Raw genomic sequence first — 20,042 nt, forward strand, 5'->3', positions numbered from 1 at the left:
CGCGGGTCGCCGCTCAGTCCGGGGCGCGGACCACCCCGACCGGGCAGGCGGAGCGGTGCAGGATCCCCTGGCTCACCGAGCCGAGCAGCAGCCCGCCCAGCTCGCCCCGGCCCTGCCGGCCCACCACGACCAGCTGGGCCCCGGCCGACGCCGTGGTCAGCGCCGGGACCGGCTTGGCGCGTACCGCCTCGGCGTGCACCGGCAGGTCCGGCCACCGTTCGCCGACCCCGGCCAGCGCCTCGGTGAGCACCCGCTCGTCCTCCTCGGCCCCGTCGTCCCGCCCGCGCGGGGCCGGACGGGCGTGTACCACGTGCAGCGGGGCACCACGCGCGGACGCGGTCTCGGCGGCGAACTCGACGGCGGCGCGCGACAGCGTGGAGCCGTCCACGCCGGCCACGACCGGGCCGTCCGCGCGGGCGGTGCCGCGCGCGATCAGCACCGGGCAGTCGGCGTACGAGACGACCTGCACCGCCACCGACCCGACCACGAGCGCGGTGAACCCGCCCAGGCCCCGGTCGCCGAGCACGATCACCGCGGCGGTGGGGGACTCGCCGACCAGCACCGCCGCGGCCTCCCCGTCGATGATCTCGCCGGTGATGCGCAGCCCGGGCGACTCCGCCTCGGCCGCCGCGACCGCGTCGGCCACCAGCTGCTCGGCCTGGTTGCGCAGCCCGGCGCCGGGTGGCGACCCGGCCGGCGCGGAGACCGGTACGCGCAGCAGCGGCCAGATGAAGCCGTGCACGACCCGCAGCGGGCGGTTGCGCCGCCGCGCCTCCCGGGCCGCCAGGCGCACCGCCCGCGTCGCGGGTTCGGAGCCGTCCACCCCGACCACCACCGCGGCCCCGTTCGCCGAGTTCACCAGTACCTCCTCGTGGCCGGCGCTCCCGCGGCCAGTATCGCGGCCCGGGTGGGCGGCCCGGGGCGATACCGCCGGGGTCGCCCGGTGGGTACGCTGGCGTGCAGCGCCCAGGGGAGGGAGCCCCGTCGATGGATCAGCCGGACGGACCAAGCACCGCCCGCATGATCGACTACTGGCTCGGCGGCCGGCACCACCGCCCGGTGGACGTCGCCGCGGCCGCCGCGTTCGAGGGGGCGTACGGGCCCTGCGCGGCGATCTTCCGGTCGCTGCGCGGTTTCCTCGGCCGCACCGTGCAGGCCATGGCGGCCGACGGGATCGACGGTTTCCTGGTCTTCGGCGCGGGCGTGCCCACCTGCGGCAACGTGCACGAGGTCGCGCCGGAGGCGACGGTGCTCTACACCGACGTGGACCCGGAGACGGTCCGGCTGGGCCGGAGCCTGCTGGCCGGCAGCGACCGGGCCGGGTACGGCTACGGCGACGCCACCGACATCGGGACCGTCGACCGGGCGCAGTTGCACCGGTTCGTGCCGGGGTGGGGGAGACGGCCGGTGGGCGTTGTCTTCCTCGGGCTGGCGGCGTTCCTGGACGACGACACGCTCGCCCGTACGCTCGACGAGTTGTACCGGGCGGTGGCGCCGGGCAGCCGGCTGGCGATCGACTTCGACACCGAGGAGCTGGCCGGGCACCCCGAGGCGCTGGCCATGATGGGCCCGGCGTTCCGGATGCGGGCGCCCGAGCGGTTCGCGCCGCTGCTGGGCCGCTGGCAGCCGACCGACGACGGCATCGTGCCGGTGGCGCGGTGGCGGCCGGCGGGCGAGCCCGAGCCGGTGCCGGACGCGTTCCACGGCGCGCTGGCGTTCCGCCCGGCCGGCTGAGCCGGTTCCGTCACGCCCGGCCGAGGCGGGGCGTTCGCCGTCGGGCGGCCTTCGTATGATGTTTGCCCTGTAGCAATAGTCGTCATCGGAGGATGAGCATGCCGGAGGCGTCCGGATCGGTGTCGCGTGCCCTGCGCACGGCGCCACCCGACCAGCTGGCGGAAACCGCGGACGCGGTGCTGCGCCAGACGCTCGGGGCCGCGCGGGCGGAGGTGTTCGTCGCCGACTACCGCGCCAGCGGACTCTGGCCGGTGCTCGACCCGGACGTGCCCGACGACGGCCCGCTGCTGGCCCGCACCGTCGCGCAGCGCTGTTTCAGCAGCCAGGAGCCGGTGCTGGACGTCGTCGAGGACGGCCGCTGCCGCGCCTACCTGCCGCTGTCGGTGTGGGGGGAGCGGCTCGGCGTGCTGATGGTGGAGCTGCCCGGCGACCCGGACGCGGCCACTGTGGAGGCCGCCCGGGACGCCGCCGGAGAGCTGGCCGTGGCGATCCGGGCCGCCGACCGGGAGACCGACCGGTACCGGCGCGCCCGGCGGCGGGAGCGGCTCAGCATGGCCGCCGAGATGCAGTGGGACCTGCTACCGGGGCGCAGCGTACGGCTCGGTGACGCGCTGCTCGCCGGCCAGCTCGAACCGGCGTACACGGTGGGCGGTGACCACTTCGACTGGTCGGTGGACGGCGACCGGCTCACCCTCACCGTGCTCAACGGCACCGGCAGCGGGCTGTCCGCGTCGATGCTCACGGCGATGACTGTGAACGCCATGCGCAACGCCAGGCGTTCCGGCGGCAGCCTGGTGGAGCAGGCGGAGCTGGCCTCGGACACCATCTACTACCAGCACCGGGGCAGCCGGCACGTGGCCACGCTGCTGCTGGAGCTGGACAGCCGGCGGGGCGTGATGCGGGCGGTGGACGCCGGCTCACCGCAACTGCTGCGGCTGCGCGGTGGCCGCGTCACGCCGATCGCGCTGGAGCAGCAACTGCCGCTGGGCATGTTCGCCGAGACGCGCTACGACGTGCAGGAGTTCACTCTGGAGCCGGGCGACCGCCTCTTCGTCGTCAGCGACGGGGTGTACGCCGCGGAGCCCGACGAGCAGGAGCCGTACGGCGTCCGGGCGATGGCGCGCGCGATGCGGTCGACTCGGCTGCAGCCGGCGACCGAGGCAGTTGGTACGGTGATGCGCGAACTGCATGCGTACCATGCCGACGCGGATCTCCGTGACGACGCGGTCGTCGTCTGCCTGGACTGGCGCCGCTCCAGCCGGTCCGACGACGTGACGGAGCAGTGACCGGAGCGGCGGAGCGAACACGAGCGGGACGATCGCAGGGGACAGCGAGTGGAGCGACCTCCGAATCTTGCCGCGGCCATCGAATCGGCTGCGGAGGCGCTCATCGGTGTGCTCGACTCCGCGACGTCCCGGCACACCGTCAGCGTCTCGCCGACCCAGCTGCGGGTGCTGTCGCTGATCGTGTCGCATCCGGACACCAACGTGAACCGGCTGGCCGAGTTGCTGGACGTTGTCCCGTCCTCGGCGAGCCGGCTCTGCGACCGCCTCGAGGCGGTCGGCCTGCTGCGCCGGGTGGCCGACCCGCGCGACCGGCGGGAGGTGCGGCTGATCCCGACCGCGGCGGCGGAGACGCTGCTGCGCGACCTCCAGGAGAGACGGCACCGGGCGGTGCAGGCCGTGCTCGACCGGATGCCCAGCCGGGTGCAGCACGAGTTGCTGCTGGCGCTGGTCGCGTTCAGTCAGGCGGCGACGGCGACCGCTCCGCAGGCCGGGTCGGACTCGACCGCCCGTACCGCCTGACCCGCACTTCGACGCATGCGTCCGCTCCGCTGCCCACCGCTCGACTAGTGTCCTAGGATGCGCTAGCGGTTGTGACGGTCACCACCGTGACACCACTGACCAACGACGCAGCGGGCACCCGGGGGACGACGGCGAGCCCGATATAGTGGCAGCGCAACTGAGCGGCCCGTGATCACGACGAGGGCGGGCCGCGTCGGGGAGGTCCCAGCCCGGGATCACAGAGGGCGCCGGCGTCTGACCGGCCGGCAACGCGCACGTCCCTCCAGCGGCCGCTCGTCCGGCTGCCGGACCGTGCTGCGAAGGGAGGGTTCGGTGTCGCGTCGGCCGACTCCAGCGGAGCAACCGGATTCCGGGACCGCCACGGTCGTGGGAGACCGCGTCCTCACGCTGCCCAACCTGATCAGCTTCGTCCGGCTCGTCGGCGTGCCGATCTTCCTCTACCTGTTCCTCGTGGTCCGGGCCGACGTAGCCGCCATCGCGGTGCTCGCGGTCGGCGGCACCAGCGACTGGGTGGACGGCTGGATCGCCCGCCGCCTGGGCCAGGTGAGCCGGCTCGGGGAACTGCTCGACCCGCTGGCCGACCGCCTCTACATCCTCGCCACGCTGCTCGCGTTCACCGCCCGCGAGGTGGTGCCCTGGCAGTTCACCGGCGCGCTGCTGGCCCGGGAACTGCTGCTGCTGGTGTCCCTCGGGGTGCTGCGCCGCTACGGCTACGGCCCGCCGCCGGTGCACTACGTGGGCAAGACCGCGACGTTCCTGCTGCTGGCGGCGTTCCCGATCCTGCTGCTCGCCGACGCGGTGCCGGACGCCGGCACCGCCGCCGGCGCGATCGGCTGGGGACTGGCCTGGTGGGGCCTGGTCCTCTACTGGGTCGCCGGCGCGATGTACGTGGTGCAGGCCGGCCGCCTCGTGCGGGCCATGCGGGCGCGGCGTACCGAGGCGGCGGCATGACCACGTCGCCGCCGCGGGACGGGCAGAAGGAGCACGACCCGTCGAACCGGGTGTACGCGCCGGACTTCCTGACCGAGCTGTTCCGCAATCCGCTGGACCCGGGGTACGGGGACGCGGCGGCGCGCCGGGCGACGGGCTCGATGTCGCGGGTGCGGCAGGTGCTGGGCCGGCCGGTGAGCCTGCTGGTGCTGACGCTGATCGGTTTCCTGTTCGCGGTGGCGTACCGGGAGACGGTGGCGGAGGAGCCGAGCCGCGCGACGGCGCGGGCCGGCCTGGTCGCCGAGATCAAGGGGCGGGAGGCGGAGACCGACCGGTTGACCGAGCGCGCCGAGCAGTTGCGTGAGGAGGTCGGCCGGCAGCGGGACGCGACGTTGAGCGGTTCGCAGGCGTCCCGGTTGCGCACGTTGGAGGCGGGGACCGGCCTGGCCCGGGTGCGTGGGGACGGCGTGGTGGTGCGGCTGGCCGACGCGGCGGCGGACCAGGACGGGGTGACCGGCGGGGACGCGGGCCCGTCCCGGGTGCTGTACTCGGATCTGCAGAAGGTCGCGAACGCGTTGTGGGCGGCGGGCGCCGAGGCGGTGGCGGTGAACGGCCAGCGGTTGACGGCGACGTCGACGATCCGGTCGGCGGGTGAGGCGATTCTGGTGGACTACCGGCCGGTGACGGGTCCGTACGAGGTGCAGGCGATCGGGCCGAGGTCGATGCGGGACCGGTTCGACGAGAGCCGGGCGGCGGCGTTGATGCGTGAGGTGGCGCGGACGACGGGTCTGTCGTTCGGGGTGAAGCGGGTCGAGGACCTCACCTTGCCGGCGGCGCCGCAGCCGCGGCTACGCTACGCCGAGCCGTCGGTGAGTCCGAGTGCGCGCCCGTCTGGTTCGGGTGGTGCCGGTTCGTCGAGTCCCGGGTCGTCCGGCCCGGGTGGTTCTTCCAGCCCCTCGGGAGGTGGCCGATGATCGCGGTGCTGGCGTTGCTCGCCGGTGTGGTGCTCGGGGTGTATCTGGACCCCACGGTGCCGGCGGCGTTGCAGCCGTATCTGCCGATCGCGGTGGTGGCCGCGTTGGACGCGGTGTTCGGTGGGGTGCGGGCGAAGCTGGACCGGATCTTCGACGACAAGCAGTTCGTGGTGTCGTTCATCTCGAACGTGCTGGTGGCGGCTCTGATCGTGTACCTGGGTGACCAGTTGGGCGTGGGCGGTCAGTTGTCCACTGGTGTGGTGGTCGTGCTCGGGGTGCGCATCTTCGGAAATGTGGCGGCGATCCGCCGGCACCTGTTCCGGGCGTAGGTTTGTGGCGATGAGTGAGGAACACAGGGAGACGGGTACCGGGTGGCCGCGGCCGGGGGAGCCGGCGCGGCCGTCGGGTCCGGCGGGTGAGCCGGATCCGCGCCCGGACGCGCCCGATCCGGACGAGTTGAGCCCGTTGGCGCCGGTGGAGCCGGTGCCGGACGAGGCGGAGCCCGCGGAGCGGGAGGCGGTGCCGGAGTCCGAGCCGGAGCCGGGTGCGGCGGCCGGTGCCGGGGTGCCGTCGGCGGCGCGGCGGTTCTCGTCGGCGGGCGCGATGATCGCGGTGTTGCTGGCGTTGCTGGGTTTCACGCTGGTGGTGCAGTTCAAGACGACGTCGACGGATCCGACGCTCGCGGCGACGCGGGAGGAGGACCTGGTGCGGATCTCGTCGGATCTGGATTCGCGGGAGCGGCGGCTGCGTCAGGAGATCGAGTTGCTGGAGGAGAGCCAGCGGCAGCTGCGGTCGGGTGAGCAGGGCCGGCAGGCGGCGCTGGAGGAGGCGACGCGGCGGGCGGACGAGCTGGGCATCCTGGCGGGTACGTTGCCGGCGGTGGGTCCGGGTCTTGAGGTGCGGTTCTCGGGGCCGGCGAAGGCGGTGTCGTCGGCGCGGATCCTGGATGCGGTGCAGGAGCTGCGGGGTGCGGGCGCGGAGGCGATGCAGATCCAGGGCGCGGACGGTACGGCGGCGCGGGTGATCGCGTCGACGTATTTCGTGGACGGGCCGGACGGTGCGCTGGTGGTGGACGGGCGGCGGTTGACGGGTCCGTTCACGATCATGGTGATCGGTGATCCGGCGACGATGCGTACGGCGTTGAACATTCCCGGCGGGGTGGTCGCATCGGTGCGGGACGGCGGCGGTAACGTGACCTCCGAGGATCGTGAGGTTGTGGAGGTTTCGCAGCTGCACGCGCCGATCAAGCTGGACCACGCCCGGCCGGTCTCGTGACCGGTCGCGGCCGCGCCGGTTTCTCCGGTGCACCGATGACGAAGGACGCAGTTGGTGATTCCTGAGGATCTGCGGTACACCGCCGAGCACGAGTGGGTGGTCGGTGGTGACGGTGGTGTCGTCCGCGTCGGTATCACGCACTTCGCGCAGGACGCCCTGGGTGACATCGTGTTCGTGCAGCTGCCGGAGCCTGGTGCGGTGGTGGCGGCGGGTGAGTCGCTGGGCGAGATCGAGTCGACGAAGAGCGTGTCGGAGATCTACGCGCCGTTGAGTGGCACGGTGGCGGCGCGCAACGAGGCGTTGGCCGACACCCCTGAGGTGATCAACACGGATCCGTACGGTGCGGGGTGGTTGGTGGAGATCACTCCGGACGATCCGGCGGCGGTCGAGGGTCTGCTGACCGCCGATGCGTACCGCGAGCTCACCGAGAGCTGAGTTCGTGCTGTTCCGGGCGGCGGCGAGGTTCCGCGCGTCCGGTTGCCCTGCATTTCGGCGCTGGCTAGGCTCGCCCAGTCGACCGAGAACCAATAGTTTGAGCGTTGCGGAATGCGCCTTCCCGGGCACGGGGAGCCAGCCGCCGGGTGTGGTGTTGCCCGGCGGCCAGACCCGCCATTCCCTGACGCCGACCGAACAGATCCGTGAGGTGGTCCCATGACGCGCCCAGACGACGAGTTCCCCCCGCTCGACGTCACTTCGACGCTCAATCTCGGTTCGCTCGACGAAGTGCTGGAGGGGCCGGACACCGATGTGGTGCCGAGCCGCATGTCCGGCTCGTTGCCGCCGGGTATGGCGTTGCTGGTGGTTCGCCGGGGTCCGAACGCGGGTGCCCGGTTCCTGTTGGACCACGATGTGACGACGAGTGGGCGGCACCCGGACAGTGACATCTTCCTGGACGACGTGACGGTGTCGCGTCGGCACGCGGAGTTCCACCGTGACGGTGGGACGTTCACGGTGCGGGATGTGGGCAGCCTGAACGGCACGTACGTGAATCGTGAGCGGGTCGAGGCGGCGACGTTGAGCAACGGTGACGAGGTGCAGATCGGCAAGTTCCGGGTGGTGTTCATCGCCGGTCCGCGCCCGGAGGAGGAGGCCGGCCGGGGGTGAACGAGCCTGCGGCTTCGACGCCGTCCGGGGCGGCGCGGGCGCCTGCGCTGATGAGTATCGGCGAGGTGCTGGCGCAGTTGCGGCCGGAGTTCCCGGACGTCACGATCTCGAAGTTGCGGTTTCTGGAGGCCGAGGGCCTGGTGGAGCCGCAGCGGACGCCGGCGGGTTATCGGAAGTACGGCTGGGACGACGTGGCGCGGTTGCGGTTCGTGTTGACCGCGCAGCGGGATCAGTACCTGCCGTTGCGGGTGATCCGGGAGCAGTTGGCCCGGTGGGACGGGTCTGGTCCGTCGCCGGGGCGGGGGCGGCCGAATCTGGTGGCTGTGGGTCCGGGTGGTGAGGTTCCGGGCCGGGAGCCGGCGGAGTCGGCCGAGTCGTCGGAGGTGCGGCTGGACCGGGCGGGTCTGATCGCTCGTAGTGGTGTGGACGAGTCGACGCTCGCGGAGTTGGAGCGGCTGGGTGTGCTGGTGTCGGATCCGCCGGGGTGGTACGACGCGGATGCGTTGATCATCGCGAGTGCGGTGGCGGGGCTGGCGGCGTACGGGCTGGAGCCGCGGCATCTGCGGGCGTACCGGTCGTCTGCGGATCGTGAGGTCGGGTTGTTCGCGCAGTTGGTGGCGCCATTGGCGCGGCAGAGTGATCCGGCGGCGCGGGCTCGGGCGGCGGAGACGGCGCGGGAGCTGGTGGCGTTGTCGCAGCGGTTGCACGCGGCGTTGCTGCGGTCGACGTTGGGCCGGTGAGGTCGTTGGAGGGGCCGGGTGCGGTGTGCGCCCGGCCCTTCGTCGTGGGTGGGCGCGGAAAGATCTGGTCGGTGGAGCGTGTCGTAGGCTTGCCGGGGTATGCCCGTCCGGCGAGGCGTGGTGCACGTAGCGCGTGGGACTCCCGTGTCCTGGTCCGTGTACCGTGCAGGGAAGGGCGCGGTGCAAGGTGACGACGACACGGAGGCGGCGGTGCGCGAGCTGAGCGTGGTCGGAGTTCGGGTGGAGTTGCCCAGCAACCAGCCGATCGTCCTGCTGCGGGAGGTCGAGGGGGACCGCTATCTGCCGATCTGGATCGGTGCGGTCGAGGCGACGGCGATCGCTTACGAGCAGCAGGGGGTCAAGCCGGCCCGGCCGTTGACGCATGATCTTCTGCGGGATGTGCTGGCGGCGTTGCAGGCGCCGTTGCGGGCGGTGGAGATCACCGAGTTGAAGGAGAACGTGTTCTACGCGGATCTGCTCCTCGGTGACGGTGTGCGGGTGTCGGCGCGGCCGAGTGACTCCATCGCGTTGGCGTTGCGGGTGGGTGCTCCGATTCGTTGTGCGGAGCAGGTCCTCAGCGAGGCGGGGATCGTGATCCCGGACGAGCAGGAGGACGAGGTGGAGAAGTTCCGGGAGTTCCTGGAGCAGGTGCGTCCGGAGGACTTCGCGGGTTGAGGTGTTCCGGCCGGGTGGCCGGGGTCGGCGCGGTGGTGGCCGGCGCGGCGTGTCGCGGTGTCTCCTGCGGGTGAAGTCCGGGGGGCGGCGTTAGGGTTGCCGTGTCGAGGGGTGCGCGTACGGGGAGTCGGCGCGGCACCGCCACGGGCGCGGGGAGGTTGGTCCGGATGCACGAGCCGCGGGATCCTGGTCCGGGTGCGGAACAGCTGGCGGGTGTGGGGGCCGATCCGGCCGGTGACGGCGAGGTCGGTTACCGGGGTGTGACCGCGTGTTCGGCGGTGGGGATCAGTTACCGGCAGTTGGACTACTGGGCGCGTACGGCGTTGGTGGTGCCGAGTGTGCGTGACGCGTCGGGTTCGGGGACGTCGCGGTTGTACTCGTTCCGCGACCTGGTGGTGTTGAAGGTCGTGAAGCGGCTGCTGGACGCCGGGGTGTCGTTGCAGAACATCCGTAAGGCGATCGAGGCGTTGCGGTCGCGTGGGGTGGACGATCTCGCGGGCATCACGTTGATCTCCGACGGGACGACCGTGTACGAGTGCCGGTCGCCGGAGGAGGTGGTCGACCTGTTGCAGGGCGGCCAGGGGGTGTTCGGCATCGCGATCGGTGGCGCGTTCAAGGAGATCCAGGGTTCGTTGTCGCATCTGCCGGCGGAGCCGGTGGGTGGGCAGGAGCCGGCCGTGCCGGCGGTGGAGCCGGAGGCGGAGTCGGTGGGTGACGAGCTGGCGGCTCGCCGGGCGCGGCGCCGGGCCGGGTGAGCTGCGTCGCGTCTCGTTGACGGGATCGCGCCGCGCCCGAAAAGGGTGCGGCGCGATTCGTGTTTTGGTGACGGGGTGTGGTTTCCGCCTGCCGGTTGGGGCGGGTGGCCGGTGTGGACCGGGCCGGGTGAGAGTCGGCGCAGGTCACGGCATGTGTGCGCGTGATGTCCGAAAAGGACGGTACGTCGGGCGGGTTGACGTCGTGTGCGCGCATGGCTGCGGTGAGTCCACCATCCCCGGCCGGGTTGTTGACTGTCCGTGATTGACAGTTCTCGGGATCCGGACAGGGCGGGCGTGAAGTGTCGTGGGGGGCGCGCTATGGTCCGTTCCGGTCGTCGGCGTGTCGACGTCACGGCGGAACGCTGTGTGACGCCGCGCCGGACGGCTGGCCCCTGCCGCGGCGCTGCCCGCGGACCCCTGGTGGAAGGACCGAGCATGACGGTGACGAGCGAGACCACCCCGATCTCTCACTACGAGCGCATCGGCGGCGCGGCCGCGGTGAAGGCCGCGGTGGAGCTGTTCTACGACAAGGTGCTGGCCGATCCGGATCTGGCCGGCTACTTCGCCGATGTGGACATGGTGGAGCAGCGGCGGCACCTGGCGCTGATGCTGGCGGTGGTGCTCGGCGGCCCGAACGAGTACGCGGGCCGTGGGCTGGCCGAGGCGCACCAGCCGCTGGACATCACCGGTGGGCACTACGCGAAGGTCGGTGAGCACCTGACGGCGACGCTCGTCGAGCTGGGTGTGCCGGCGGACGTGATCGCCGACGTGCAGGTCGTGCTCGGGCAGGTGCGGGAGCAGGTCGTGTCGGCGGGGGACGCCTGAGCGTGGACGTCGCACGGCTCAAGCAGAGCTGGTCCCTGGTCGCCGCGCACGGCGACCAGGTGCCGCTCTACTTCTATTCGACGCTGTTCCTGACGCATCCGGAGACCCGGCAGATGTTCCCCACGAACATGGCCGGGCAGCGGGACCGTCTGGTGGCGGCGCTGGGGCATGTGGTGTCCCACGTGGACCAGGTGGACCGGCTGGTCGGGTTCCTGCGGGATCTCGGCGCGGATCACCGGAAGTTCGCGGTGCGCGCCGAGCACTACCCGGCGGTCGGTGAGGCGCTGCTGGCGACGTTGCGGCATTTCTGCGGTGAGGCGTGGACCGAGGAGCTGGCCGCGGACTGGGCCGCGGCGTACGGTCTCGTCGCGCAGGTGATGACCGAGGGCGCGCAGGCCGCGGAGGCGCAGTCGCCGCCGTGGTGGGTGGCGGAGGTGCTGACGCACGAGCAGCGCACGTTCGACGTGGCGGTGCTGACGGTACGCCCGCAGTATCTGTTGCCGTTCACGCCCGGCCAGTCGATCGGGGTGTCGCATCCGGCGGTGCGGTCGTGGCGGTACTACTCGCCGGCGAACGCGCCGCGTCCGGACGGCACGGTGGAGCTGCACGTGCGGGCCGCGCCGGGTGGTGTGGTGTCGTCGCGTCTGGTGTACGGGTGCGCGGCCGGTGACCAGATCCATCTGGCGTCGCCGGTGGGTGACCGGCTGACGTTGTGGCAGGCCGGGTCGTCGGATCTGCTGCTGCTGGCCGGTGGGACCGGCTGGGCGCCGGTGAAGGCGCTGGTGGAGCAGGTCGCGGCGGAGGGTTCGGGCCGGCGGGTGGACCTGTACGTGGGTGCCCGTTCGCGGACGGAGTTCTACGACAGCGAGGCGATCGACAAGTTGGCGGCGACGCATCCGTGGCTGCGGGTGTCGTACGTGGCCGGTGCGGATCCGGCCCGGCCGGGCGAGTCGGTGCGTATCGCCGACCGGGTGCTGGCCGACGGGGACTGGCGGTCGCGGCACGTGTACGTGTGCGGTTCCGACGAGATGGTGGGTCATTCGGTGGCGGCGTTGACCGGTGCCGGGTATCAGCCGGGCCAGGTGCATCACGAGGGTTACGGCAAGCACTGGTACGGCCCGGTGTGGCGGACGATGACCGGCGCGGACGGGTTGCAAGCAACGGAGGTGGACCGGTGAGCGCGGGTCCGATCAGCAGTTACGACGCGCAGCAGGTGTCCGGTCCGGTGCAGGTGCGGTTGACCTCGGACCGGGTCCGGCGGTGGGAGTTCGGGTCGGCGGCGTTCACCCGGCGTGGTTACGACCAGACCGATGTGGACCGGTTCCGGTTGCAGGTGGCCGACGAGCTGGATCTGCTGGCGGCGCAGGTGGCGAATCTGCGGGCGGAGAACGAGCGGCTCAACGACCATCTGGAGCTGCACCGGCACGGGGTGATCCCGAGCACCGAGGCGGCGGTGGCGCCGGCGGCGAAGGAGGTCAACCTGTTGTCGGCGGCGCAGCGGGAGGCCGAGCAGATCATCGCGCAGGCCCACGACTACGCGCGCCGGGTCGCCGAGTACGCCCGTACGCAGTACGAGAGTTACATGCGGGCGGCGGCGGAGGAGGCGAAGCGGGAGGCCGAGCGGGCGGTGACGGAGTACCGCAGCGCCGCCGGGAGCGGTTTCGACGACTCGGTGGCGACGCGGGAGGCGTTGCGGATCTTCGGCGAGATGATGATCTCGCACATGCAGGCGGCGGCCCGGCACCTCGACGACGGCAGTGAGCAGTTGTCGCGCACGATGGAGCGGATCGCCCGGGAGTTGCCGCAGGGCGGCGGGGGCTCGCCGCAGCCGGCGTTGTCCCGTCACCAGCGTTGACCGGCGTCCCGGTCCGCCGCGACGGGCGGGCCGGGACGTAGCCGGTGGGTCAGGCGGTGACCGCGGTGACCGCCTCGGCGATGGGGCTGTCCCCGCCGACGAGTTCCAGGGTGTGCCCGGCGGTGGCCGGGGCGTACAGCAGGGCGAGCAGGACCCGGGCCACGTCGGCGCGGCTGATCGCGCCGGGTTCGACGTGCCGGGCCAGGCTGATCCGGCCTGCGGGTTCGTCGTCGGTGAGCCGGCCGGGCCGCAGTACCGTCACGTCGAGGTCCCGTGCGGCGACGTCGTCCTCGGCGGCTTTCTTGGCCCGCAGGTACGCCGCCCACACGTCGTCGGTGCCGTCGGCGGGCGCGGCGTCCACGCCCATGGAGGAGACCAGCAGGTAGCGGCGTACCCCGGCCTGGACGGCGGCGTCGGCGAGCAGCACGGCGGCGCCCCGGTCGACGGTGTCCTTGCGGGCGGCGCCGCTGCCGGGTCCGGCGCCGGCGGCGAACACGACCGCGTCGGCGCCGGTCAGGTGGGCGGCGAGGGTGTCGACGTCGGTGTGTTCCAGGTCGCACACGACGGGTTCGGCGCCGGCGGCGCGCAGCGCGGCGGCGTGGTCGGGGTTGCGGATCAGTCCGAGCGCGGTGTCTCCGCGTCCGGCCAGTTCCCGCTCCAGCAGTTTGGCGATCTTTCCGTGCCCTCCGGCGATGACGACGCGCATGCGCTCAACCTAGCCCGGACCCGGCGGCCTCGCCGGGCGACCGGGTGAGCGGGTGGGAGGTGCGGGGCCGGTGAGGGACCATGGACGGGTGAGTGAGGCGTTCGAGGAACTGGCGCGGCTGGTGGCGGCCGGGGACGTGGTGGTGCTCAGCGGCGCGGGCCTGTCCACCGAGTCGGGCATCCCGGACTACCGGGGGCCCAGCGGTGCGGCGCGCCGGCACACCCCGATGACGTACCAGGAGTTCACCCGGGATCCGCTGGCCCGGCGACGGTACTGGGCGCGCAGCCATCTGGGCTGGCAGACCATCGCCCGGGCGGCGCCCAACGACGGGCACCGGGCGGTGGCCCGGTTGCAGGCGGCCGGGCTGCTCGGCGGGATCATCACCCAGAACGTCGACGGGCTGCACACCGCCGCCGGCGCCACCGGCGTGATCGAGCTGCACGGGCGCCTCGACGAGGTGACGTGCCTGGACTGCGGCAACGCCACCGGCCGTGACGAGCTGCACCGGCGCCTGTCGGAGGCGAACCCGGGCTTCGGCGCGCGGGTGGCGCGCGTCAACCCCGACGGCGACGTGGACCTGCCCGACGAGGCGGTGACCGGGTTCCGCACCGTCGACTGCGGGCTCTGCGGCACCGGCATGCTGAAACCGGACGTGGTGTTCTTCGGCGAGACCGTCCCCGCCCCGCGTGTCGCGGACTGTTTCGCGCTGGTCGAGCGGGCCCGGGCGCTGCTGGTGCTCGGGTCGTCGTTGACGGTGATGTCGGGGCGGCGGTTCGTGCTGCGTGCGGCCCGCCACGGCATCCCGGTGGCGATCGTCAACCAGGGCGTCACCCGCGGCGACGCCCACGCGGCGCTGCGCCTGGACGCCCCGCTGGGCGCCACGCTGTGCGCGCTGGCCGACCGGGTGACGGCGGCGCCGGCGCCGGTGTGATCAACCCCCGGGACATGAGCCGGAAACACGCCCGCTGGTAGCGTGGGAGGTGCCGGTACCACCCACGTGGGAGAGACCGTCGACCCGACGGCGCCGAAGGGGCAGATTCTCCCCGGAACCTCTCAGGCAAAAGGACCACGTGGGCAGGCGCTGTGGAGCGCGTCAGCGCGACTCAGGGGGAGGCCGACCCGTCGACCTCGCCCCACCAAGGAGCGCAGCGCATGACCGCAGAGCAGTTCGCCGACCGGCACATCGGCCCCGGCCGCGACGACGAGCGCCGGATGCTGGACACCGTCGGTTACAGCTCCGTCGACGAGCTGATGGACGCCGCGATCCCCGAGGTGATCCGCTGGCACGGCACCCTGGACCTGCCCGCCCCGGCGGGCGAGCGGGAGGCGATCGCCGAGCTGCGGGCCCTCGCCGCCCGTAACACCGTCGCGGTGTCCATGATCGGCCTGGGTTACCACGGCACGCACACCCCGGCGGTGATCCGCCGCAACGTGCTGGAGAACCCGGCCTGGTACACCGCGTACACGCCGTACCAGCCGGAGATCAGCCAGGGCCGGCTGGAGGCGCTGCTGAACTTCCAAAGCATGGTGTCCGGCCTGACTGCGCTACCAGTCGCGAACGCGTCGATGCTCGACGAGGGCACCGCCGCGGCCGAGGCGATGACGCTCGCCCGCCGCGCGTCCAAGAGCAGGAGCCCGGTGTACGTCGTCGACGCCGACGCGCTGCCGCAGACCGTCGCGGTGATCACCAGCCGCGCGGAGCCGCTCGGCATCGACGTGCGCGTGATCGACGTCGAGCGGGACGAGCTGCCGGCGGAGTTCTTCGGCCTGCACCTGCAGTACCCGGGCGCGTCCGGCGCGGTCCGCGACCACCGGGCGCTGGTCGAGGCGGCGCACGGCGTGGGCGCGCTGGTGACGGTGGCGGCGGATCTGCTGGCGTTGACGCTGCTGCGCCCGCCGGGCGAGATCGGCGCCGACATCGCCGCCGGCACCACCCAGCGCTTCGGCGTACCGATGGGCTTCGGCGGGCCGCACGCCGGTTACCTGGCGGTGCGGTCGGGCCTGGAGCGGATGCTGCCCGGCCGTCTCGTGGGGGTGTCCCGCGACGCCGACGGCAACCCGGCGTACCGGCTGGCGTTGCAGACCCGCGAGCAGCACATCCGCCGGGAGAAGGCGACCAGCAACATCTGCACCGCCCAGGTGCTCCTCGCCGTGATGGCCGGCATGTACGCCGTCTACCACGGCCCGGACGGGCTGCGGGCCATCGCCCGGCGTACCCACGAGGCGGCGGCGCGGCTCGCGGCCGGGCTGCGCGCTGGGGGCGTGCAGGTCGCGGACGTCGCGTTCTTCGACACCGTCACCGCGACCGTGCCGGGCCGCGCCGCCGACGTGGTGGCGGCCGCGGCGGCGCGCAACGTGAACCTGCGGCTGGTCGACGCCGACCGGGTCGGCATCTCCTGCGACGAGACCACCACGCCCGCGCACCTCGCCGCGGTGTGGGCGGCGTTCGGCGTCGACGGGTTCGACGGCGACGCCGACGTGGCCCTGCCCGACGGGCTGGCCCGCACGTCGGAGTTCCTCACCCACCCGGTGTTCCACAGCCACCACTCGGAGACGGCGATGCTGCGTTACCTGCGCCGCCTGGCCGACTTCGACTACGCGCTGGATCGGGGCATGATCCCGCTGGGGTCGTGCACGATGAAGCTCAACGCCACCACCGAGATGGAACCGATCACCTGGCCGGAGTTCGCGCACCTGCACCCGTTCGCGCCGGACGAGCAGACCGCCGGGTACCGGGAACTGATCGCGCAGCTGGAGGGCTGGCTGGCCGAGGTCACCGGCTACGACGCGGTGAGCGTGCAGCCCAACGCCGGGTCGCAGGGTGAGCTGGCCGGGCTGCTGGCGATCCGCGCCTACCACCGTGAGCGCGGCGAGGCCCACCGCGACGTGTGCCTGATCCCGTCGTCGGCGCACGGCACCAACGCCGCGTCGGCGGTGATGGCCGGCATGCGGGTGGTGGTGGTCGGCTGCGACGCCGACGGCAACGTCGACCTGGTCGACCTCGACGCGAAGATCGACAAGCACCGGGACGCGCTCGCCGCGATCATGGTGACGTACCCGTCGACGCACGGCGTGTACGAGACCGGCATCGCCCAGTTGTGCGCGAAGGTCCACGACGCCGGCGGTCAGGTGTACGTCGACGGCGCGAACCTCAACGCGCTCGTCGGGTTCGCCAAGCCGGGCCGGTTCGGGGCGGACGTGTCGCACCTGAACCTGCACAAGACGTTCTGCATCCCGCACGGCGGCGGCGGCCCCGGCGTGGGACCGGTGGCGGTGCGTTCGCACCTGGCGCCGTTCCTGCCCGGTGACCCCCTCGGTGCGCGCGCCGACGGACGGCCGGCGATCTCGGCGGCCAACCACGGGTCGGCGGGGATCCTGCCGATCCCGTGGGCGTACCTGCGGATGATGGGCGCCGACGGGCTGGCCCGCGCCACCGGCGTGGCGGTCCTGGCGGCGAACTACGTGGCGGCGCGGCTGCGGGGCCACTTCCCGGTGCTGTACGCCGGCAACAAGGGCCTGGTCGCGCACGAGTGCATCCTGGACCTGCGGCCGCTGACCAAGGCCACCGGGGTCAGCGTCGACGACGTGGCGAAGCGGCTGATCGACTACGGCTTCCACGCGCCGACGATGTCGTTCCCGGTGGCCGGGACGCTGATGGTGGAGCCGACCGAGAGCGAGGACCTGGCCGAGCTGGACCGCTTCTGCGACGCGATGATCGCGATCCGGGCGGAGATCGACAAGGTCGGCTCGGGGGAGTGGCCGGCGGGGGACAACCCGCTGTCCAACGCGCCGCACACCGCGGCGATGGTGTCCGCCGACGAGTGGCCCCACCCGTACCCGCGGTCGGTGGGCGCCTACCCGGCGGGTGTCGACCGGGCGGGCCGGTACTGGCCTCCGGTGCGGCGCATCGACGGCGCGTACGGCGACCGGAACCTGGTCTGCTCGTGCCCCGCGCCGGAGGCGTTCGAGGACTGAGCGGCTGACGCCGGGGCGGTGGGCTGTCGCCGCCCCGGCCGGCGCGCCGGACGGTCATGACCGGCGCGTACGCTCACTGACGCTGCGTGATCGCTCAGGCGACGAGGGCGTGGCGGGCCGGACCCCGGTGCGGGGCGATGGTGCGCCCGTCGGGGAGCAGCTCACCGGTGTCCTCGAAGACGATGACACCGTTGCAGAGCAGGCTCCAGCCCTGCTCAGGGAAGCAGGCGAGGACGCGGGCGGCTTCGCGGTCGGTCGCGTCGGCGGAGGGGCAGGTGGGCTGGTGCTGACACATCGGGTTCTCCGGACTGTGGGGGCACTGTGTCATGGTTCACATGACCAGTGACGCACAGTACCAAGGAAAACTGAGCGGCAACGAGCAAGGATGCGTCTTGTTCACCCAGAATGGGCTGAACGGATGACCCGGAACCGCCCAGACGTCGTGGAAGCGCTCCCACAGGTGGAGGTCGATGCACCCGGCGCGCCGCCCGGATGCCGCCGCCGGCTCGTCGAGACCGCCCGCCTGCACTGGTCGACCGGCGACGGCGGTGACCCCGCCGACCTGGCACAACGCTTCCTCGCCGCGCACGGCATCACCCGCGACGACCTGTCCCGCCCCGGCCGCCACGACCCCGGCGTCGGGGTGTGCGGCGCCGCGCTGTACCTGTCCGCCGCCGCCGGCGCGTACGCCATCGGCGTGTCGCCCGGCGCGCCCGGTCCCGCGCCGGCGCTGCCCGACCTCGTCGTGGTCGTCTACCACCACACCGACCGCCCGGCGGCACCCCGGCCGCCGGCCCCCGCACCGTGGCGGCTCGGAGGCTGGCGCGACAGCTGGACCCCGGCCGCGCACGCCGCCGCCGTCGGCGCGGTCCGCGACGCCATCGCCCGCGGCGACGTCTACCAGGTCAACGTCGTCGGCCACGCCGCCGCCCCGTACACCGGCGACCCGCTGCCCGCGCTGGCCCGCCTCGCCGCGCTGCCCGGGGCCCGCTACGGCGGCACCCTGCACGGCCCCGGCTGGGCGCTCGGCTGCGCCTCCCCGGAGACCCTCATCGCCGTCGAGCGCGGCCGGCTGGTCACCCGCCCGATCAAGGGCACCCGCCCGGCCACCCCCGCCGGACGCCGCGATTTGCTCGCCTCGGCCAAGGAACGCGCCGAACACGTCATGATCGTCGACCTGGAACGCAACGACCTGGCCCGCGTCGCCCGCACCGGGTCGGTGCGCGTCGACGAGCTGTTCGCCGTACGCCGCTGGTGTGACCTGTGGCAGGCGGAGTCCACGGTGTCCGCGGCGCCCGCCGACGGCCTCGGCCTGGCCGACCTGCTGCGCGCGGTGTGCCCCGGCGGGTCGGTCACCGGCGCGCCCAAACACGCCGCCCTGGCCCACATCGCCGCGCTGGAGCCGGTCGGACGCGGCGCGAGCATGGGCGCGCTCGGCTGGGTCGGCCCCGACCGCCTCGACCTGGGCCTGACCATCCGCACCGCCGCCGCCGACGGGAACCTGCTGCACCTGTGGGCCGGGGGAGGCATCACCTGGGACAGCGACCCCGCCGCCGAGGTCGCCGAGGCCGCCGCCAAGGCCGCCCCGATCCGCGCCCTGCTCGCCGGCTGACGGCTGTCCGGTGGCGGCCGCGCGCGGCGGCTCAGCCCGCGGCGGCGAAGGAGTCCAGGGCGGCAACGACCCGCTCGCCGATGCCGTGCCCGCCCCCGTGACCGCCGGACTCCACGATCTCCAGCCGCGCATCAGGCCAGTCCCGGGTCAGCTGCCAGGCGATGTCCGGTGGCCCGCTGACGTCCAAGCGGCCCTGCACCAGCACCCCCGGAATGCCCGCGAGGCGGCCCGCGTCGCGCAGCAGCTGCCCGTCGGGCAGGAAGCCCCGGTTGGCGAAGTAGTGGGTTACCAGCCGGGTGAACCCGTACCGGAAGACCGGGTCGGCGAACCGCGGATCCGGCGCGTACCCGCCCGCCAGGGACACGTGCACGTCCTCCCAGTCGCACCAGTCCCGCGCCGCCCGATCCCGCACCGCCGGGTCCGGGTCGGCGACCAGCCGGGCATACGCGGCCGACAGGTCACCGTCACGGTCGGCCTCGGGCACGCCGTCGCGGAACCGCGCCCACTCCTGCGGGAAGATCCGGCCCATGTCCCGGGTCACCCACTCGATCTCCCGGCTGGTGTTGGCGACCACGCTGAACAGCACCAGCGCGCTCACCCGATCCGGGTGCCGCTGCGCGTACGCCAGGGCAAGGGACGACCCCCACGACGCGCCGCACAGCAGCCACCTGTCGATCCCCAGATGCGCCCGCAGCGCCTCCATGTCGGCCAGCAGATGCGCGGTGGTGTTCACCGACAGGTCGGTGGCCGGATCAGAGGCCGGGGGAGTGCTGCGCCCGCAGCCGCGCTGATCGAACAGCACGATCCGGTAGCCGGCCGGGTCGAACAGCCGCCGCCAGGACGCGCCCGCCCCGGAGCCGGGCCCGCCGTGCACCACGAGCGCCGGGCGGCCGTCCGGGTTGCCGCACGTCTCCCAGTACACGCGCTGCCCGTCCCCGGCGTCCAACATGCCCTGCGCGTACGGCTCGATCGGCGGATACATGCGGCGGCCTCCCTGCGACGGTGTCCGCACACCCTACGAGCGCCGCCGCCCCGGCGGGTGCCCACCCACGAGCGGTAAGCAACGGATAGCCTTCC

General features: G+C 73.1%; 22 protein-coding genes and 1 riboswitch. Of the genes, 18 read left to right on the forward strand and 4 right to left on the reverse strand.

All coding sequences use genetic code 11. From position 1 onward, the window contains the following. Positions 1 to 13: 13 nt before the first annotated feature. Complete coding sequence (locus V6U82_RS23120) at positions 14 to 859, reverse strand: universal stress protein (protein WP_334464436.1); 846 nt, start codon at positions 857 to 859, stop codon at positions 14 to 16. A 128-nt stretch (positions 860 to 987) separates the two neighbouring features. On the opposite strand from V6U82_RS23120, the gene V6U82_RS23125 reads away from it, so the two are divergent. The 15 genes from V6U82_RS23125 to V6U82_RS23195 all read left to right on the forward strand — a co-directional run bounded on the left by V6U82_RS23125 (position 988) and on the right by V6U82_RS23195 (position 12,672). Beyond that, complete coding sequence (locus V6U82_RS23125; RefSeq protein WP_334464438.1) at positions 988 to 1,734, forward strand: SAM-dependent methyltransferase; 747 nt, start codon at positions 988 to 990, stop codon at positions 1,732 to 1,734. Between the two features lie 98 nt (positions 1,735 to 1,832). Then, positions 1,833 to 3,020, forward strand: coding sequence for a PP2C family protein-serine/threonine phosphatase (locus V6U82_RS23130; RefSeq protein ID WP_334464440.1), 1,188 nt, complete (start codon positions 1,833 to 1,835; stop codon positions 3,018 to 3,020). A gap of 48 nt (positions 3,021 to 3,068) precedes the next feature. Then, a complete protein-coding gene (locus V6U82_RS23135) occupies positions 3,069 to 3,539 on the forward strand; it encodes a MarR family transcriptional regulator (RefSeq protein ID WP_128136772.1) in 471 nt (156 codons plus the stop codon). Between the two features lie 312 nt (positions 3,540 to 3,851). Further along, positions 3,852 to 4,490, forward strand: a complete 639-nt coding sequence (locus V6U82_RS23140; protein WP_442933458.1) for a CDP-alcohol phosphatidyltransferase family protein — start codon at positions 3,852 to 3,854, stop codon at positions 4,488 to 4,490. Beyond that, complete coding sequence (locus tag V6U82_RS23145; RefSeq protein WP_128136774.1) at positions 4,487 to 5,443, forward strand: DUF881 domain-containing protein; 957 nt, start codon at positions 4,487 to 4,489, stop codon at positions 5,441 to 5,443. The genes V6U82_RS23140 and V6U82_RS23145 overlap by 4 nt, the downstream gene beginning before the upstream one ends. Then, positions 5,440 to 5,772: a small basic family protein gene (locus tag V6U82_RS23150; protein WP_091426880.1), complete on the forward strand. Its 333-nt coding sequence runs from the start codon at positions 5,440 to 5,442 to the stop codon at positions 5,770 to 5,772. The genes V6U82_RS23145 and V6U82_RS23150 overlap by 4 nt, the downstream gene beginning before the upstream one ends. Before the next feature lie 10 nt (positions 5,773 to 5,782). Beyond that, the gene (locus V6U82_RS23155; protein WP_334464447.1) at positions 5,783 to 6,718 is read left to right on the forward strand and encodes a DUF881 domain-containing protein; all 936 of its coding nucleotides are present in this window, start codon (positions 5,783 to 5,785) and stop codon (positions 6,716 to 6,718) included. A gap of 54 nt (positions 6,719 to 6,772) precedes the next feature. After that, positions 6,773 to 7,153, forward strand: a complete 381-nt coding sequence (gene gcvH / locus V6U82_RS23160; RefSeq protein WP_013286373.1) for a glycine cleavage system protein GcvH — start codon at positions 6,773 to 6,775, stop codon at positions 7,151 to 7,153. Between the two features lie 216 nt (positions 7,154 to 7,369). Beyond that, on the forward strand, positions 7,370 to 7,822 hold the full coding sequence (odhI, locus tag V6U82_RS23165; RefSeq protein WP_007071101.1) for an oxoglutarate dehydrogenase inhibitor Odhl: 453 nt from the start codon (positions 7,370 to 7,372) through the stop codon (positions 7,820 to 7,822). A gap of 50 nt (positions 7,823 to 7,872) precedes the next feature. Then, the gene (gene ftsR, locus V6U82_RS23170) at positions 7,873 to 8,562 is read left to right on the forward strand and encodes a transcriptional regulator FtsR (RefSeq protein WP_334464475.1); all 690 of its coding nucleotides are present in this window, start codon (positions 7,873 to 7,875) and stop codon (positions 8,560 to 8,562) included. Between the two features lie 210 nt (positions 8,563 to 8,772). Then, positions 8,773 to 9,237: a bifunctional nuclease family protein gene (locus V6U82_RS23175; RefSeq protein ID WP_088647333.1), complete on the forward strand. Its 465-nt coding sequence runs from the start codon at positions 8,773 to 8,775 to the stop codon at positions 9,235 to 9,237. A 167-nt stretch (positions 9,238 to 9,404) separates the two neighbouring features. Then, positions 9,405 to 9,992, forward strand: a complete 588-nt coding sequence (locus tag V6U82_RS23180) for a MerR family transcriptional regulator (protein ID WP_334464477.1) — start codon at positions 9,405 to 9,407, stop codon at positions 9,990 to 9,992. A 435-nt stretch (positions 9,993 to 10,427) separates the two neighbouring features. Then, positions 10,428 to 10,817, forward strand: coding sequence for a group I truncated hemoglobin (locus tag V6U82_RS23185; RefSeq protein ID WP_128136776.1), 390 nt, complete (start codon positions 10,428 to 10,430; stop codon positions 10,815 to 10,817). 2 nt (positions 10,818 to 10,819) lie between these two features. After that, complete coding sequence (locus V6U82_RS23190) at positions 10,820 to 11,995, forward strand: globin domain-containing protein (protein ID WP_128136777.1); 1,176 nt, start codon at positions 10,820 to 10,822, stop codon at positions 11,993 to 11,995. Next, positions 11,992 to 12,672, forward strand: a complete 681-nt coding sequence (locus V6U82_RS23195; protein WP_128136778.1) for a DivIVA domain-containing protein — start codon at positions 11,992 to 11,994, stop codon at positions 12,670 to 12,672. The genes V6U82_RS23190 and V6U82_RS23195 overlap by 4 nt, the downstream gene beginning before the upstream one ends. Before the next feature lie 49 nt (positions 12,673 to 12,721). Here V6U82_RS23195 and V6U82_RS23200 read toward each other — a convergent pair whose 3' ends face one another. Continuing rightward, complete coding sequence (locus V6U82_RS23200; RefSeq protein ID WP_334464481.1) at positions 12,722 to 13,378, reverse strand: NAD(P)H-binding protein; 657 nt, start codon at positions 13,376 to 13,378, stop codon at positions 12,722 to 12,724. Positions 13,379 to 13,466: 88 nt separating this feature from the next. Here V6U82_RS23200 and V6U82_RS23205 point away from each other — a divergent pair, with 88 nt between their 5' ends. Together V6U82_RS23205 and gcvP are read left to right on the forward strand one after the other, a co-directional pair. Beyond that, positions 13,467 to 14,309, forward strand: a complete 843-nt coding sequence (locus tag V6U82_RS23205) for an NAD-dependent protein deacetylase (RefSeq protein WP_334464483.1) — start codon at positions 13,467 to 13,469, stop codon at positions 14,307 to 14,309. A 57-nt stretch (positions 14,310 to 14,366) separates the two neighbouring features. Then, a riboswitch (glycine riboswitch) is annotated at positions 14,367 to 14,457 on the forward strand. Between the two features lie 73 nt (positions 14,458 to 14,530). Then, positions 14,531 to 17,353 (forward strand): aminomethyl-transferring glycine dehydrogenase, encoded by a 2,823-nt coding sequence (gene gcvP, locus V6U82_RS23210; protein ID WP_334464485.1) that lies wholly within the window; start codon positions 14,531 to 14,533, stop codon positions 17,351 to 17,353. Positions 17,354 to 17,447: 94 nt separating this feature from the next. On the opposite strand, the gene V6U82_RS23215 is transcribed toward gcvP, so the two are convergent. Continuing rightward, the gene (locus V6U82_RS23215; RefSeq protein ID WP_013286363.1) at positions 17,448 to 17,648 is read right to left on the reverse strand and encodes a DUF5999 family protein; all 201 of its coding nucleotides are present in this window, start codon (positions 17,646 to 17,648) and stop codon (positions 17,448 to 17,450) included. 123 nt (positions 17,649 to 17,771) lie between these two features. On the opposite strand from V6U82_RS23215, the gene V6U82_RS23220 reads away from it, so the two are divergent. Then, complete coding sequence (locus V6U82_RS23220; RefSeq protein ID WP_334464488.1) at positions 17,772 to 18,965, forward strand: chorismate-binding protein; 1,194 nt, start codon at positions 17,772 to 17,774, stop codon at positions 18,963 to 18,965. Positions 18,966 to 18,996: 31 nt separating this feature from the next. Here the strand turns inward: V6U82_RS23220 and pip are convergent, their stop codons facing one another. Further along, the gene (gene pip, locus V6U82_RS23225) at positions 18,997 to 19,947 is read right to left on the reverse strand and encodes a prolyl aminopeptidase (protein WP_334464489.1); all 951 of its coding nucleotides are present in this window, start codon (positions 19,945 to 19,947) and stop codon (positions 18,997 to 18,999) included. Between the last annotated feature and the right edge of the window lie 95 nt (positions 19,948 to 20,042).

The sequence above is a fragment of the Micromonospora sp. CPCC 205554 genome, from assembly GCF_036902745.1.
GTDB lineage: Bacteria > Actinomycetota > Actinomycetes > Mycobacteriales > Micromonosporaceae > Micromonospora > Micromonospora tulbaghiae.